Source organism: Psychrobacter sp. NPDC078501 (genome assembly GCF_044900935.1).
Taxonomy (GTDB): domain Bacteria; phylum Pseudomonadota; class Gammaproteobacteria; order Pseudomonadales; family Moraxellaceae; genus Psychrobacter.
In genome coordinates this window covers 15,152-30,177 of sequence record NZ_JBJDOS010000014.1, presented here as the reverse complement: position 1 = coordinate 30,177, position 15,026 = coordinate 15,152, and the positions used below count along the sequence as shown (strand labels likewise).

Here is a 15,026-nt window from a genome sequence, read left to right as displayed (position 1 = left end):
CATTGATTATAATTGACATGATATTTTTAGAAAGTAAGCGTAATAAATAAGCACATTGATGCCGATTATCACAAACAAAATGAACTAGCGTCGTAGTCACTCTATACGGAAACATACTTTTTATACTTGAGTATGTTTATAAAATGTGAACTGGAAGATAATGTATGACTGGTATAGGTACTCACTCATTTTAGGTCTTAAAACTCAATACTTAAAAGCTCTGCGTAGAGCCATTATTATAGAGAAATTGAATAATCCATAAATTCTTTATTGATAATAACAAAAGGAAAATACAGTGTCACAGACTCAGCCAACTATTGAAAAAATTCACAGCCTTAGAAAAAAAACAAGAGACAGCGTTAAAAAGTCTTACCCTTATATAGTCGATACACTCTAAAAATGTCATAGCACTACTGGGATGAATTTTGCGCAGCCTCCTATCGTGCGCTCAAAGAAATTTGAAGCGGACTATAATAATTACCATCGTTTGTCAGGCGAGGGTAAGCGGGATACAGACACATTCAGAAATGAAATGAAGAATTTTATTACTATGTATCCTGAAGATTTTGAGAAAAAACCGCTAGAAAATTATTTGAAATAACAGCTATTAATGGCACTCCATTAACATTTCTGTAAGTACATTACCGTTAAATGATTACCCTGCGCAGCAAGATAGCTCTTTAACGTCTTTGCTAAAGGTTTGAGCGCATAACTTCAATCCTTCAACCATCGTCAAATACGGAAATAGTTGACCTGCCAATTCTTCGACTGTCATTTTATTATGAATAGCAAGAGCCGCACTTTGAATCAGTTCTCCGCCTTCATGGGCTAAAATTTGTGCGCCTATCAGTTTTCCCGTGGATTCTTCAGCTACCAACTTGATAAAACCATCCGTTTCAAAATTTGCTAAAGCTCTTGGTACGTTTTCCATATCAAGTACACGACTTATCGTATTTATTCCTACCGCTGAAGCTTGTACTTCGGTTAGACCTACCGTAGCAACTTGTGGGTCGGTGAATATAACAGCAGGCATGGTAGATAAGTCGAGTTGCGCATTTCCACCTGTCATATTAATTCCAGCCCTACTTCCGGCAGCAGCAGCAACATAAACAAATTGTGGCATATTGGAGCAATCTCCAGCGGCATAAATGTTAGCTGTTGATGTTTCCATCATACTATTAACAACAATGGCACCACTTTTATCTGTTTCAACACCAACATTTTCTAAACCAAGCTTTCCAGTATTTGCATGGCGACCCGTAGAGATAAGCAATTTTTCAGCGATTAATGTTCCTTCGTTAGTTTCCAATGAAAAACCATTGCTATCATAAGAAACATGACTTGCTTGCGTATTATTAAGTACCCTAATACCTTCTTTTTCAAAGCACTCTGCCAGTTTTTCACCTAATAACGGATCTTCAGCATATAAAAGGGTATGTCTGGCTAGAATTGTCACACGGCTACCTAAACGGGCATAAGCTTGCGCAATTTCCAGAGCAACAACGGAGGAGCCGATGACAACTAGACTACTCGGTAACTCTTCTGCAAATAAGGCTTCTGTTGATGTCCAATAAGGTGTATCAACTAAACCCTTAATTGGCGGAATGCTTGGTGTAGAGCCTGTTGCAATTAAAATGCGATCTGCAACCAGCTCTTCTTCACTACCATCAGACTTGTGAACTAGCAAGGTATTTTGATTTTTAAAACGTGCATAACCTTTAAGTAAAGATAGCGCGGGATTACTCTCTAAAATACGTTGATATTTAGTATCGCGTAGTTCTTCGACGCGAGCGTTTTGCTGATGTGCTAATAAGGAGCGGCTAAGTTGTGGCTGAATATTTTCTAAACCATCAAACGGGTTAGTACGTTGCTGATGCGCTAATTGCGCAGCACGGATCAATATTTTTGAAGGAACACAGCCGACATTTACACAGCAACCTCCGATTACATCGGCTCCTTCAATGATAGTAACTCTTGCTCCGCCTTCTGCTGCTTTAATCGCACTGGCAAAGGCCCCTGAACCACTACCAATAATGGCTACATGTAATTGTTCTGGCTGGATGTCATTTGGCGAGCAACAACTATTCGTTGACATATTTTATTCCTCTTAAAAAGTTAAGCGGTACAAGTTTCATCATCACAGCGTTTATTCGCAGGAGAAACCATGTCCCAAATTGATACAGCAACCATTAGTCCTAGCCCCGTATAAGTAACGTATGAACTCCACCCGTACTGGAACCAAGGGTATAAAGAGAGTAAAACCAAAATGGGGCCAATTGAACCGATAAAACTACGGTGCCATTGACGATGGCTAAACCAGCCTAAGATATTCATTGCCAGCGCTAATACTGCAAACAGTGGTAACAACGTATTGATAAATACCCCTTCCCACTGACTAAGAAATCCCATCCCAATTGCCGCACCAAGACTAGCTATCGCGGGAAAACACATGGCGCATCCCATTGCCGAAACAAGTGCACCTATAGAGCCTGCTTTATCTCCGATACGCGTAACTAGTTCTAAGGGGCTAAATATTACTTATTTTCACTTTTTAAATTTGAAGGGTAGCCAGCGTTGGTAGTCGCTGCAATTAATGCATTGATGTTGGTTTTAGTGTCATCAAAAGAAACAACAGCTAGCTTAGGCTTGTAGGTAACTTTCGCATTTTCAACGCCATCAACATTTTCTAATGACTTTTTAACTGTGATTGGACATGTCGCACAGTTCATCGTTGGCACTTCCAGTGTAACTGTTTTTACTTCAGCAAAAGCACCAAAACTAGAAAGTGAAAGCAGTGCGGTTAATAATAATTTTTTCATAATTAGCTCCAAATTTTAAAATGTTATAAATTTCTTGATCTGTATATTAAGCAAACAAAAGTATCCAATAATTACTGGTCACTAAAATTGTCGCAACTATAGCGCTCAGCCAGAAAATGACTTTTCGTTGTTGCTGTTTCTTAGGAATTGCACAGGCCGTTCCCGGCTCACACTCTTCTACAGGACGGTAAATTTTCCAACCTGAGTAACCAAACAACAACACTACAAATGCGATAAATAATGGCCTATAGGGTTCAAATGCAGTTAAATTACCAATCCATGAGCCACTTACCCCAAGTAATAACAGGAGCAAAGGACCTACACAGCATACGCCTGCGCCTAATGCTGCTATGATGCCTCCTATCATTGGAAGGTTTGATTCTTTTTGATTCATATAGATACCTCATTAGATAATGCAAGTGTATTGCATGTACCTAAGTACGGAGTCAAGGGTGATTTATAAAAAATTTATCTTTGATAATCTGCTACGACAGATACGGGGAATAAGCTAACTTGAATTAAGGCGCAGAAGTAAAATTGGATATGCTGTTTTAGTGGGAAATGGTAGTTAAGTGAATCATTTACTTCGGTTGCAACGAATCAATTATTGGGCAGTGGCTATCGTCATCATTATTTTGGCATTGTCCTAAATGTTCTTCCAAAGCGTGTTCTAACAACAACAAGTCAGCCATCTTTTTTTGTACTGCGATCAGTTTTTTATTAGCTAATTCTTGTACTTTACTACATGGACTATCGTTTAACGCAAGTAACCCTTCAATCTCATTTAGCGTAAAACCTAATTCTTGAGAACGCTTGATAAAATGTATTCTATTTACCGTTTCTTTCGGGTAATGTCTATAGCCCTGCATAGGCTTTGGTGGTTGTTTAATTAAGCCTTTGCGTTCATAAAAGCGAATTGTTTCGACATTTACACTCAGTTCTTTAGCCAACATACTTATGGTTCGTTTAGACACGTTATCAATTACCTTACTGACTTTTTGTTTACTTACTTTATATCTAATTAAAGTGACCATCAATGAATACCAGTTTAAACATCGCTAATTGATTTTGTTTTTTCTTCTATTAAATAAGTAAAGTTACCGTTGTTACAACAATATTAAACCACAACAATGTATGGTTTATCCTTTTTCATTATCAAAGTCCAAATTAGTGTTATTACATGCAGTTCTACATGAGTATACCCCAAGGGAACCATCTAAAAGGCATCAAAAACCGATTAATAGACGACTTAAAATAGACTGCTGTAATGGAACTACTTATAACAGACTATTGTACGTGTTTATGTTTATCAGAGCGTGTCTACGAGCGTCTACCAAAGAATAAGATGCCAAGCGTACCAAAAACGAGCTTATACAGTTTGCTACTGATCATGATCACAAAATTGCCGCCTTCTATGTCGAAAACGAATCAGGCGCAACTTTAATACGTCCACAGTTAATGTAAGTGATCGATGATGCCTATGAAGGCGATATAATTTTGGTAGAGCAGATTGACCGCTTAGCACGTTTAAACCAAGCTGATTGGGATACTCTCAAAAGAATGCTATTAGAAAAGAATCTGGGGTAGTATCAAAAGAGCTACCGACCTCATATATGACGCCTCAATCTGAGAGCAGCACTGAATTTATGAGCAGCGTATTACAGTCCATTAATTCGATGATGCTTGATATGCTCGCTGCTATTGCTAGAAAGGACTATAAAGATCGACATAACCGTCAGGTGCAAGGTATTGCTCATGCTAAGACAGAAGGTAAATATTTAGGGCGTAGGAAAGATACCGAAAAGCGTAAGATTATTGCTAGCCTCCTAAAATCTGGGCATAGCTATTCTGAAATACAAGCTACAGCTAAGTGTTCGCGTCAGCTGATAGCTGTTATAGCTAAACAAATACTCAAATACTCAAATACTCAAATACTCAAATACTCAAATACTCAAATACTCAAATACTCAAATACTCAAATTTTAGGAGCTGTAATAATTCTTGTCAAACAAAAGTAATCTGTTATCAAAGTTCCTTTAACATATTCTATTTTTAGTAGTTTATTAGCTTGAATAGGGTCAAGAAAAATATTGATTACTTTTCAGGCTACGGTATTTTCGCCGAATCGTTTTACAAACGAATCATCATTGGAACGATAATATTGAGACTAGCTTGAGCTTGATTATCAAGGCAGACTTTCCTGCGTATAGCAGGGTTCGTCTAACTATTCAAACCATCTGCTTCATCTTTAAAGGTCTCTACAACGATAGAGAAAATATCGTCCCAAACCTCATCATTTGCCAAAAACGGATAATCCTTCAGTAGCTTATTACTTTTAGCACCCTTATTTTGTAGCATGCTGCGAATGATTCTATCGGCATAGCTGTTGGGCATCTCAACAATCTCTTTTATCGCCAGTCGTGCATGGTCATGCTTTCTTAGGTACTGTGACTCGTTATGCATCTCTTTTTCAATAACATGAGCAATCAGTCCTGATAAGTACTGAACGTGAGGCGTTAGATCCATGAAGCGCCATGCAGGTTGAATCAGGTGAGTATTTCCAAAATTTAAGTTTGAGCGAATACCATCAGGGTAGGTAACTGCCTGTTTATCAAAGCTGTAATGATCACGGATTTGCTTCATGAGCGGCACAGAGACACGGTCTAAAATCTTATCATAGGCATGCCGGTCTGAGGGATGCTCGGCAATGGCTTGTGATATAGGTAGGATAATCGGCTCATGAATGACCTGGTCTCGCCTGAGGACGTCATTAATTAAAAAGCGATGTACACGGCCATTGCCATCCGCCAGCGGATGAATATATACAAAGGCAAAGGAGGCAACCGCACTACGCATCAGTGCTGATTGTCCCTCAGTCTTTTCCATAAATACCTGTAATCCTTCTAACTTATCAGCAATGTCATCAGCTGGTGGAGCAATATAATGCACAATTTCTTTAAAGCCATTGACCTGAGTATGCGACACAAAAACTGGTGATTGACGGACACCATACTGCTGGATAACCGTTTTGCTACCGAGTATCTCTTGTTGCAACTCTGCTAGTGATTCAGGATCAAGCGGAATGTCACCGGTGCCGGTACGCCGTGCCATCACATCGGCAAAACGTTCAATGCGTTTTAACTCTTTTCCCTCACCTTCTATAGTAAAGCTGGCTTTACTCTCTCGTAGGGTCATCCATACGGAGGCGCGCATCAGTAAGTCTTGCCCAAATTCATCGTTAAGTTTGTCAACCATTGTGGCAATATCGAGTGCAGCTGCTTGCGTAAAGGCCTCTGTTTTTACCAGCATCGGACAGAAATGACGGGTTCCTGCTAGATTGTCATTGATACGCCAGCGAGCGTTCTTGATGACCTGCGAAGGACTTGAAGTAACCAACTTCTTGGTATCCAAAGCATCCACATAGTTACCGCCTATATTACTCGGTACCTCTAAATGCTTATCCATGAGCCACTCATACAAGAAAGCCATTCTACGGGCATAGCTGCCTGTCGGCTCAGCGTTTACCCATGCTTGCACGTCATTTGCCCCTATCTGCTCAAATAGACGAACCAGTAACTCTAAATTCAGTACTTCATGACGCATGTGAAACTGTAAGTGCGCAATGATAGTGTCCAGTGGACGTGCGGTTTCCTGATAAGCGTTATGAATGACGTCACCGTCTTTATAGGTTTGTCTGCGCCCACCGATACTACTGCTGACATATAAAGGCGAAACCAGCTCTATGCTGGCATAACGGACAAGCCATGCTGCGCCAATAGGATCTGAGATAGGGGTATTCATCATGAGTGGCTCAAGCGATTATAGATAAGCCATTTTGCGCAAAAACAATTATGAATGCAATATAATGATTATTATAAAGCCTTATTGCATTAAAACGATTTTCTTATGACGTTGCGATGCCTTTAAATCAAGACCAAAGGTCACGTTGAGTCGATATTTAAAATACCTCAGCTATTGACCTGCTTTAAGACACGATAAACGGTAGCTACGCCAACACCAACCGCCTTAGCGATCTCTTCTTTTGTCATATTGTTTTGACTAGCCAATGCTTTAATACGATTGTGTTTTGCGGTATTGGCTTTCTTACCAGTGGGTTTATAGCCACTGTTGGCCAATCCTTGTTTAATGCGCTCTCTACGCTTGTCATTATCAAGCTTTGCCATGGTCGCTAATAAATCGATCAGCATATCGTTAATCACTTTTAGGATCTCACCTGTCATACCGTCACTCATCGTATGTGTGGTTGGTAGATCAGCCACCACCAATCGTAAGCCCTTATCTTTAATACGCTGCTTTAGAATCGAAAAATCATCTTGAGATAGTCTGCTTAATCTATCCACGCTTTCAACCAATAAAATATCGCCTTGCTCGGCGTCCTTTAGCAACTTAGCTAAGATTGGTCTATCGAGCTTTGTACCACTGAAGTGCTCAACGTAATCAACATAGCTATCACCATAGCGGCTACTGAAGGCAACCAAATCTATTAATGCTCTAGTAGCGTCTTGATCCTTAGTGCTGGCTCTCACATAAATACGAACGGTCATAATACCTCTTTGTATCAGTTAGACTTAATAATTGATGTTCATTGATAATAGCAAGATATTACTATCATTTAATATCAAATAAAAGTCAAATGATAGATAGGTTATCGTTTAGAAGTTTTATGTTTTGGGTATAGTGAAACGGTAGATTGTTTTAAGTGGTCTATTAATAGGTTTGAAGGGTGAAATATTTGGTCTTCTTGAGGTATACTTCTAATAATGAATATACAGATATTGATATTGATGACTATAAAGAGCAAGACATATAAGTTGAGATAGAAAATATTGAGCAGTACACGCTTCCTTATAAGTCTTACACTACTTTATACCAGTTTAGGATTTATCTATTGTCAAACTAAGAATTCTGTAAAACGGCCAAATGAGAGGTCTAACGAACAGCATCAGCACTATTTAGCGCTGAAACGGCAAGAATCTAAAGTAGATGTAAGTGATGAGCGTCCAAAACGCTGAAGTGGTTTGACTTCTTATTAGTATAAAGAATTAAAAATTAAGCGTAATATAGTTTGTGTCTAAATAATAAACAATAGGATGTAATGCAGAGATAAATCAGGTAAGAAGCACTATACAATACATGGGAGATAACTAGATGAAAATATTAATAGTCATTGCTACTTTGTGTATAACTTCCTGTGCGAGCATAACCTCTTTTGAAAATAAAAATTCGAGTCATGTTCACGGCTTGTCTTATTACATGCCTAAAAAAGATATTGTAGTTAAAGTTACTATAGAAGCTAGTAATATAACTAAGGTTGCGCTTGAAACGACACCATCATATCCTGATCTATCAAAAAGATATGTGCTAAACCACAATAAAAATATAATGGGTAAAAACTTTTCAGATATATCGATAACTGAAAGCGGATTATTAACCACTGTCACATCAAAGACTACTAGTAACGTTACAGATATATTCAGTAATCTAGCAACTAGTTATGGTAATTTTACCAAACCGTCTTTAGGGTCTGGTTTGTTTCCGCCGATCGGCTGTAATACTGATACAGAACATGTTTTTATATATAAATCGGAAGGTGAATATAACCCATGTGGTCTTTCAGTAACTATTAAAAAAGAAGGGCCGGAGAATAAAGGGGTAGAGAATACCGAGGAGATGGAAGTATCTAGTTCTGGCATATTTTATCGACAAGACGAACCTTATAGAGTAACGATAAGTAGTGGTAGTACGATTGGCGATCTAAATTTTTCATCGATAGTATTTTCACCATCGTATTCCACAACATCATTTCTTCCAATATCTAAATCATTTTTTGCCAATAATAGCGCAGAATTTACTTTTGAAAACGGTATTCCAACAAAATATAAGCAAGATGTAGATGGTGAAGCTTTAGCAGTAGCAAAAATTCCGTCTGCAATTATAACATCAGTCTTTACTGCAGTTGGTTCAGTATATAGCAGATCTTCAACTACCAATCAGAACGAAATTTCCGCCTTAGAACAGACAATTAAATTAGAACTCGTAAAACAGAAATATGCTGCTTGCTTAGAAGCAATTAAGAGTAAAGATACTAAGTTAGTGAGTGATTTAGGCTGTAATAGCAATTAAAAATATACATATTTGGTTTAATATTATTAGTAATATGTTGTTCAAAATACTGAATATATTTCCACGAATAAATCTAGTACTCAAGATATGAACCGCCCTGATTATATTAGAGGCTGATTGACGTGTGTCAAACAGCCTCTTTGCTTTATAGATTACTCAAACTTTCCCACCCACACCTTTAAACTTCTCAACGAAAGCCGCAATTTTCTGTAGAACGCTTTGCTTCTTGGTCAAGTATTGTGGATTCAGTGGACTCAGCTTAGGTAAGATGGCATTCAGCTCTGTACCGTTCTCACTGGCGTACTCACGCTTTAGAGAAGCAGTGATATAACGCTTAGCAGCATCTTCATTCAGATTTTCAGCGGCAATCATATCTTTCACTTCACGTTGCTGTTCAACCTGAGCATAGCTAAAAAAGGCGTCAATGATACTGGATTTATCAGGGATGCTATCTAAGTTGGTTTGATTGATGAAATCAACCACTAGGCTCTCTTTAGCACGGTTGCCAAGACTTGCCCGAATCAAACGACGTACTTCCTCGACTAAGGCAGACTTGTCCTTGGTGTTTTTATTATGCTCAAAAATCAGCTCAAGGATATAATCTAGATTGATCTCCTGTGATTTGAGCAAGTCTATTTCAAAGACGACCTCATCCCAATCAATCGAAGACTCATCTTGCTGGTCACCCGCTTTTTCACGACGTAGCCAATCGCGTATATCGTTATAGGTTGAGCGATAATCTTGTACGGTACGTTCAGCAGGCACTTTAATAGCTTGCATAGCGGCTATCTCATCATCGTTTAGGTAATGCTCATCCTTAAACGTCTCAACTGCCTCAGCGTCACTCACATCTAAGTCTTGCAGGGCTTTTAGGCTTGCAAACTCATCATAGTTTTGTAAGATGTTCTCAACGCGTAAATACTCACCAAATAACTTAGCGAAGTCCTTCTTATCAGACTCTTTGACAATCTCATCAGGATTAGGGAAGCGTTGTTGCAGCTCTTTGACCACCTCCAAATAACCACGGCGCGCTTTACCTGTGGCGATATCGGTAAAACCTTCTAAATACTCTTTATAGCTCTTCTCTAGCACCACGTTTTTAGTGTTTCTATCACCAAACAAGGTGATGGCGTCAATGGTCGATTTTTCTAAGTCTCGGAAGGTCACAATATTGCCAAACGTCTTGGTGGCGTCATAGATACGGTTAGTACGTGAGAAAGCTTGCATTAGGCCGTGGTAGCGCAGATTCTTATCCACGAATAAGGTGTTCAAGGTAGGAGCATCAAAACCCGTCAAGAACATGCCAACGACAACCAGTAAGTCCACTTCTTGATTAATGACACGCCCTGCAAGGTCGCGGTAGTAATTTTGGAAGGATTTGCTGTCTACACCATAATTTGTTTTAAACATCGCGTTATAATCGCCAATAGCACTGCTTAAAAACTCTTTGGCACTGCTGTTCATAGCAGTGGGTTCAAAACCTTCATCAGGAATGTCCCCCAATGCATCTTGCTCTTCATTGGCGGCAAAAGAGAAGATAGTAGCGATCTTTAACGGCTTGTCGCTGTCTTTCTGCAACTTCTTCAAGGTTTCATAATAGGCTTTAGCAGCGTCTACACTACTAACAGCAAACATAGCGTTAAAGCCTTTACCACCAGACTTTAGACGATGGGTTTTCTGCCTAAAGTGCTTTAATATGTACTGCGATATCTCATTGATACGATCAGGATGCAATAGCAGCTGTTTGTTCTCGGCTGCGGTAAGCTTGGTTTCATCTTGCTCGCTTTCAATGCCGCTAAACTGGGGCCGTACATCGTTGTAATCGACTTTAAACTTCAATACCTTTTCATCACGAATGGCATCAGTGATGACGTAAGAATGCAGCTCATGACCAAACACTCCAGCGGTAGTCTCTGCTCCCAAAGCATTCTCTGGAAAGATAGGCGTTCCTGTAAAGCCAAACTGATAGAACTTTTTAAACTTCTTCTTCAGATTTTTTTGTGCTTCCCCGAACTGGCTACGGTGTGCTTCATCAAAAATGAACACTACTTGCTTAGAGTAGATAGATAAGTCGCTGTCACCTTTGATCAAGTTATTCAGTTTTTGGATAGTGGTAACAACGATTTTATTATCGTCTTTTTCAAGGTTTTGTTTAAGTCCTGCGGTACTGTCTGAGCCGTTGACGCTATCAGGGGAGAAGCGTTGATACTCTTTCATGGTTTGGTAATCAAGATCCTTACGGTCTACCACAAAAAATACTTTATCAATGAAGGGCAGCTCCGTGGCCAAGCGTGCGGCTTTAAAGCTGGTTAAGGTCTTTCCTGAGCCTGTGGTATGCCAGATAAAGCCACCACTCTCAAGAGTGCTCCAGTTTTTGGCTTGATAGGCACTGTTGATTTTCCACAAAATGCGTTCAGTCGCCGCTATCTGGTAGGGACGCATAACCAATGAGGTGTCACTCACATCAAAGACGGTGTAATGCATTAGCACGTTGAGTAGGGTGTTTTTTTGGAAGAAAGTAGCGGTAAAATCTTTTAAATCTTTGATTAAGGTATTGTCTGATCTTGCCCAATTCATGGTGAAATCAAAGCTGTTTCTATTGCGCTTGGTGGTATTGGCAAAGTAGCGTGTGTCTGTACCGTTTGAGATCACAAACAGCTGTATGTATTTATATAGGGAGTTATCAGAGTTAAAGCTCTCTTTACTATAACGATGCACTTGGTTAAAGGCTTCACGAATGGCAATGCCACGTTTTTTAAGCTCAATCTGCACCAAGGGTAGACCATTTACCAAAACAGTAACGTCATAACGGTTGGCTTGTGTGCCTGTCTGGGCGAATTGTTTAATCACCTGTACTTTATTGCGTGGAATATTTTTCTTATCAAGTAGCGCGATATTCTGCAGGCGTCCGTCGTCAAACGTAAAATCATGAATATGATCATCATGGATCTTACGGGCTTTATCCGTGCTGTTATCACTAGGATTATCAAGATACTCCATCACAAAACGCTGCCACTCATCGTCTGTGAACTGTACATTGTTTAAGGCTTGCAGCTGTACACGGACGTTAGCCAGCATGGTTTGGGGTGAGTTTAAACTGGCGACAAACTCATAGCCTTGGTTTTGTAGGTCTTTGAGTAATTCACGCTCTAAAGCGTCTTCGGTTTGATAGCCGCCATTGGGCTGATCACACTTGGTATATTTATTGAGGACGATAAAGTTGTTTGATTCAGCAATCGTTTTGGTATGTTCAGTCATGATTGGCTACCTCAGTCTTAGGGAAGCTCAAAAGTAGCTCACGATAATACTCATATTGCTGCTGACGCAAGGCAATCTCACGTGGTAAGCCTTCGGTGAGTGAAGCGGTTAAAGTGTCAAATTTGTTTAGGATGGCAGCAATACGTTTTTGTTCATTGAAAGGTGGAGTCAGAACTTTTAAATTTGCTAATTTACCTACAGCTAATCCAGGTTGAGCTGACTTAGAAGCATACTGATTAAGATTCATTAGGGTTAACATATGGAACAGCCAATCAATATCAACACCTTCTGTAGCAGTAACCACTACTGCATGCTCTGTCGCATAAAACTTGCCACTCATTCGATGAACATTACCGCATAAAGCACCTTGACGACCAACAAGTAGATATGAGCCATCATGACTATTTTTATCTACAAAACCACGAATACCGTTGCCTCCAAAACATGGATAAACATGGTCTGTATTACTATCTGCCAAGATTTTACTTGCAGAAATATGTTGTCCTGCTCGCATAGTGCAGATTTCGTTTAGGTTTTTAATTTCAGAATTGCCATTATCGAGCGTTAATAATTGTTCACGATAGTAGCTATATTGCTGCTTACGTGCTACCAGCTCTGCAGTAAGCTCTGCGGTAAGCTCTGTAAATGTGTCTAAAATTCGGACTATTTTGGCTTGGATTTTGAGAGGTAGAACAGGTATCTCTATTTTAGCCATGTCAGTTGCTGAAACATCAATAACTTTTGTCCCTTTTGAATACCTCCTTTTATCATCTGAAAATACGTTTGTTTGAGTGAAATAAGCAAAGTATTTCCCTAAAATAACTTTGCCTGGTTTAAATATTGTCGCATGTCCTCCAGTCACAGCTTGTTCTTCACCTAGATATACTAGAGCTTTTCCGACATCTTCAAGGTTTTCGCTTGTGTTTGTTATTACAACATCGCCAGTATTAACTTTTTTTAGCTTTTCTGCTGTTTCTGGCGAAACAAAGGATTTCGTTGATTTAGTGGATAAACCATAATAAGTATAAATTTGTCCATAATGAATAGCAGGTATTCCAGATTCAGTAAAATCTTTTTTTGGTAGTCCATTGCCACGAACTAGTTCACCTAATTCTCCCAAAGATTTCCACTCGACCTCAACCCCATCAAGCAACTTTTCCATATAACTTAACTCACTCATGCCTCAATCTCCGCAACGATGATATCGATATCAGCACGTAACTGGTTAATCTTGGCAACGGTGGTTTTCAGCTCAGCATTGAGGGTAGTAATATCAATCACTTCTCGCGTGTCTTCTGCTTCCACGTAGGCACTGACGGACAGATTGTAGTCATTGGTCGCAATCGCGCTATTATCGACGCTCACGGCTACATACTCGCTGTCTGCTTTGCTATCAAACAGCTGCATAATCTGCTCAATGTTTGCCTCAGTCAGAACATTGGTATTGGTCTCTGCCTTAAATAATTTACTGGCATCAATAAACTGAGTTTTGTTATCAGCTTTATGCTTGGATAGTACTAATATATTGACAGAGATACTTGTACCAAAGAATAAATTAGACGCTAGGGAAATCACGGATTCTACATAGTTGTTATCTACCAAGTATTGACGGATTTTCTGTTCAGCACCACCGCGATAAAATATGCCAGGGAAGCAAACGATTGCTGCACGTCCCTTACTCGATAGATAGTCCAGCGCATGAAGTACAAAGGCAAAGTCGGCTTTTGATTTGGGTGCTAGTACACCAGCGGGCGCAAAACGCTCGTCGTTAATCAAGGTTGGATCGTCGCTACCAATCCATTTCACCGAATAAGGTGGGTTGGAGACAATAGCATCAAACGGCTTGTCATCACCAAAATGCGGATTTAACAGGGTATTGCCCAGCACGATATTAAACTTGTCGTAGTTGATGTTGTGCAAAAACATATTCATACGCGCAAGGTTGTAGGTGGTGTGATTGATCTCCTGACCAAAAAATCCTTCTTCAATGATATGGTTATCAAAGTGCTTTTTGGCTTGTAGTAATAGCGACCCTGACCCTGCGGCTGGGTCATAAATCTTATTAACCGTTTCCTGCTTGTGCATGGCAATTTGTGCTATGAGCTTAGAGACGCTTTGCGGGGTAAAAAATTCGCCCCCTGATTTCCCCGCATTGGCGGCATAGTTAGAGATGAGATATTCATAAGCATCACCAAACAGGTCGATTTGGTTGTCAGCGAACTGCTCTAGCTTAAGACCTAAAACGCCTTTAAGTACGGCTGCTAAGCGCATATTCTTATCAGCAACCGTATTACCCAACCGGTTGCTAGTGGTATCAAAATCAGCAAACAAGCCTTTGATATCAGGCTCTGATGGGTAACCATTGGCTGAGCCTTCAATCGCCTTGAATATAGCTGCTAAGTCTGTATTAAGGTTCTCGTTTCTGTGAGCGCCTTTAGCGATCGTGGCAAACAGTTGGCTTGGGTAAATAAAATAGCCCTTGGTTTTAATGGCATCGTCTTTAATGTCATCAGTAATCACATTGTCAGGAAGCGCGGCATAATTAACGCTCTCATCACCTGCTTCAATATAACTGGCAAAGTTCTCACTAATAAAACGATAGAACAGCGTACCCAATACATACTGCTTAAAGTCCCAGCCATCGACTGAACCACGAACATCATTTGCAATTTGCCAGATTTGGCGGTGTAACTCTGCGCGTTGTTGAGTGCTTGTTGTCATAAAAAGACCTGTAAAATTAATGTTTATAAAATAAAATATCGCGATATATCAAAGTGTATTTATGCGTATCAAAATTTGTTTAGT

11 protein-coding genes and 1 pseudogene are annotated in these 15,026 nt (G+C 39.7%); 2 read left to right on the top strand and 10 right to left on the bottom strand.

Translation table 11 applies throughout. The annotated features are described in order from the left end of the window. Nucleotides 1-655: 655 nt before the first annotated feature. The 5 genes from merA to merR all read right to left on the bottom strand — a co-directional run bounded on the left by merA (nucleotide 656) and on the right by merR (nucleotide 3,853). On the bottom strand, nucleotides 656-2,095 hold the full coding sequence (gene merA / locus ACI2IW_RS13445; RefSeq protein ID WP_404693938.1) for a mercury(II) reductase: 1,440 nt from the start codon (nucleotides 2,093-2,095) through the stop codon (nucleotides 656-658). Nucleotides 2,096-2,115: 20 nt separating this feature from the next. Beyond that, the gene (merC, locus tag ACI2IW_RS13440) at nucleotides 2,116-2,535 is read right to left on the bottom strand and encodes an organomercurial transporter MerC (RefSeq protein ID WP_008467331.1); all 420 of its coding nucleotides are present in this window, start codon (nucleotides 2,533-2,535) and stop codon (nucleotides 2,116-2,118) included. Beyond that, nucleotides 2,535-2,819: a mercury resistance system periplasmic binding protein MerP gene (merP, locus tag ACI2IW_RS13435; RefSeq protein WP_008110847.1), complete on the bottom strand. Its 285-nt coding sequence runs from the start codon at nucleotides 2,817-2,819 to the stop codon at nucleotides 2,535-2,537. Before merP ends, merC begins: the two co-directional genes overlap by 1 nt. Before the next feature lie 46 nt (nucleotides 2,820-2,865). Beyond that, nucleotides 2,866-3,213, bottom strand: a complete 348-nt coding sequence (locus ACI2IW_RS13430; protein WP_016899520.1) for a mercuric transporter MerT family protein — start codon at nucleotides 3,211-3,213, stop codon at nucleotides 2,866-2,868. Nucleotides 3,214-3,400: 187 nt separating this feature from the next. Then, a complete protein-coding gene (gene merR / locus ACI2IW_RS13425) occupies nucleotides 3,401-3,853 on the bottom strand; it encodes an Hg(II)-responsive transcriptional regulator (protein WP_008110844.1) in 453 nt (150 codons plus the stop codon). Between the two features lie 337 nt (nucleotides 3,854-4,190). Here merR and ACI2IW_RS13420 point away from each other — a divergent pair. Next, nucleotides 4,191-4,723 (top strand): annotated as a pseudogene (locus ACI2IW_RS13420) (recombinase family protein); the annotation flags it as partial. A 316-nt stretch (nucleotides 4,724-5,039) separates the two neighbouring features. Here the strand turns inward: ACI2IW_RS13420 and ACI2IW_RS13415 are convergent. Beyond that, nucleotides 5,040-6,623: a Fic family protein gene (locus tag ACI2IW_RS13415; protein WP_114701979.1), complete on the bottom strand. Its 1,584-nt coding sequence runs from the start codon at nucleotides 6,621-6,623 to the stop codon at nucleotides 5,040-5,042. A gap of 164 nt (nucleotides 6,624-6,787) precedes the next feature. Further along, complete coding sequence (locus tag ACI2IW_RS13410; protein ID WP_114701980.1) at nucleotides 6,788-7,384, bottom strand: recombinase family protein; 597 nt, start codon at nucleotides 7,382-7,384, stop codon at nucleotides 6,788-6,790. 604 nt (nucleotides 7,385-7,988) lie between these two features. Between ACI2IW_RS13410 and ACI2IW_RS13405 the strand changes: the two genes are divergently transcribed. After that, on the top strand, nucleotides 7,989-8,963 hold the full coding sequence (locus ACI2IW_RS13405) for a hypothetical protein (protein WP_404693937.1): 975 nt from the start codon (nucleotides 7,989-7,991) through the stop codon (nucleotides 8,961-8,963). Between the two features lie 156 nt (nucleotides 8,964-9,119). Here the strand turns inward: ACI2IW_RS13405 and ACI2IW_RS13400 are convergent, their stop codons facing one another. Genes ACI2IW_RS13400 through ACI2IW_RS13390 form a run of 3 tightly spaced genes read right to left on the bottom strand, consistent with a single transcriptional unit; the run spans nucleotide 9,120 to nucleotide 14,942 of the window. Next, nucleotides 9,120-12,221, bottom strand: coding sequence for a type I restriction endonuclease subunit R (locus ACI2IW_RS13400; RefSeq protein WP_404693936.1), 3,102 nt, complete (start codon nucleotides 12,219-12,221; stop codon nucleotides 9,120-9,122). Then, nucleotides 12,214-13,401 (bottom strand): restriction endonuclease subunit S, encoded by a 1,188-nt coding sequence (locus ACI2IW_RS13395; protein ID WP_404693935.1) that lies wholly within the window; start codon nucleotides 13,399-13,401, stop codon nucleotides 12,214-12,216. Before ACI2IW_RS13395 ends, ACI2IW_RS13400 begins: the two co-directional genes overlap by 8 nt. After that, a complete protein-coding gene (locus ACI2IW_RS13390; protein WP_404693934.1) occupies nucleotides 13,398-14,942 on the bottom strand; it encodes a type I restriction-modification system subunit M in 1,545 nt (514 codons plus the stop codon). The genes ACI2IW_RS13395 and ACI2IW_RS13390 overlap by 4 nt, the downstream gene beginning before the upstream one ends. Between the last annotated feature and the right edge of the window lie 84 nt (nucleotides 14,943-15,026).

Bases quoted from the DNA above. Each gene is read 5' to 3' on its own strand.
- ACI2IW_RS13400 (WP_404693936.1), bottom strand. From the start codon at position 12,221: ATGACTGAACATACCAAAACGATTGCTGAATCAAACAACTTTATCGTC.
- ACI2IW_RS13405 (WP_404693937.1), top strand. From the start codon at position 7,989: ATGAAAATATTAATAGTCATTGCTACTTTGTGTATAACTTCCTGTGCG.
- merA (WP_404693938.1), bottom strand. From the start codon at position 2,095: ATGTCAACGAATAGTTGTTGCTCGCCAAATGACATCCAGCCAGAACAA.
- merR (WP_008110844.1), bottom strand. From the start codon at position 3,853: ATGGTCACTTTAATTAGATATAAAGTAAGTAAACAAAAAGTCAGTAAG.
- ACI2IW_RS13415 (WP_114701979.1), bottom strand. From the start codon at position 6,623: ATGATGAATACCCCTATCTCAGATCCTATTGGCGCAGCATGGCTTGTC.
- ACI2IW_RS13410 (WP_114701980.1), bottom strand. From the start codon at position 7,384: ATGACCGTTCGTATTTATGTGAGAGCCAGCACTAAGGATCAAGACGCT.
- ACI2IW_RS13430 (WP_016899520.1), bottom strand. From the start codon at position 3,213: ATGAATCAAAAAGAATCAAACCTTCCAATGATAGGAGGCATCATAGCA.
- ACI2IW_RS13395 (WP_404693935.1), bottom strand. From the start codon at position 13,401: ATGAGTGAGTTAAGTTATATGGAAAAGTTGCTTGATGGGGTTGAGGTC.
- merP (WP_008110847.1), bottom strand. From the start codon at position 2,819: ATGAAAAAATTATTATTAACCGCACTGCTTTCACTTTCTAGTTTTGGT.
- ACI2IW_RS13390 (WP_404693934.1), bottom strand. From the start codon at position 14,942: ATGACAACAAGCACTCAACAACGCGCAGAGTTACACCGCCAAATCTGG.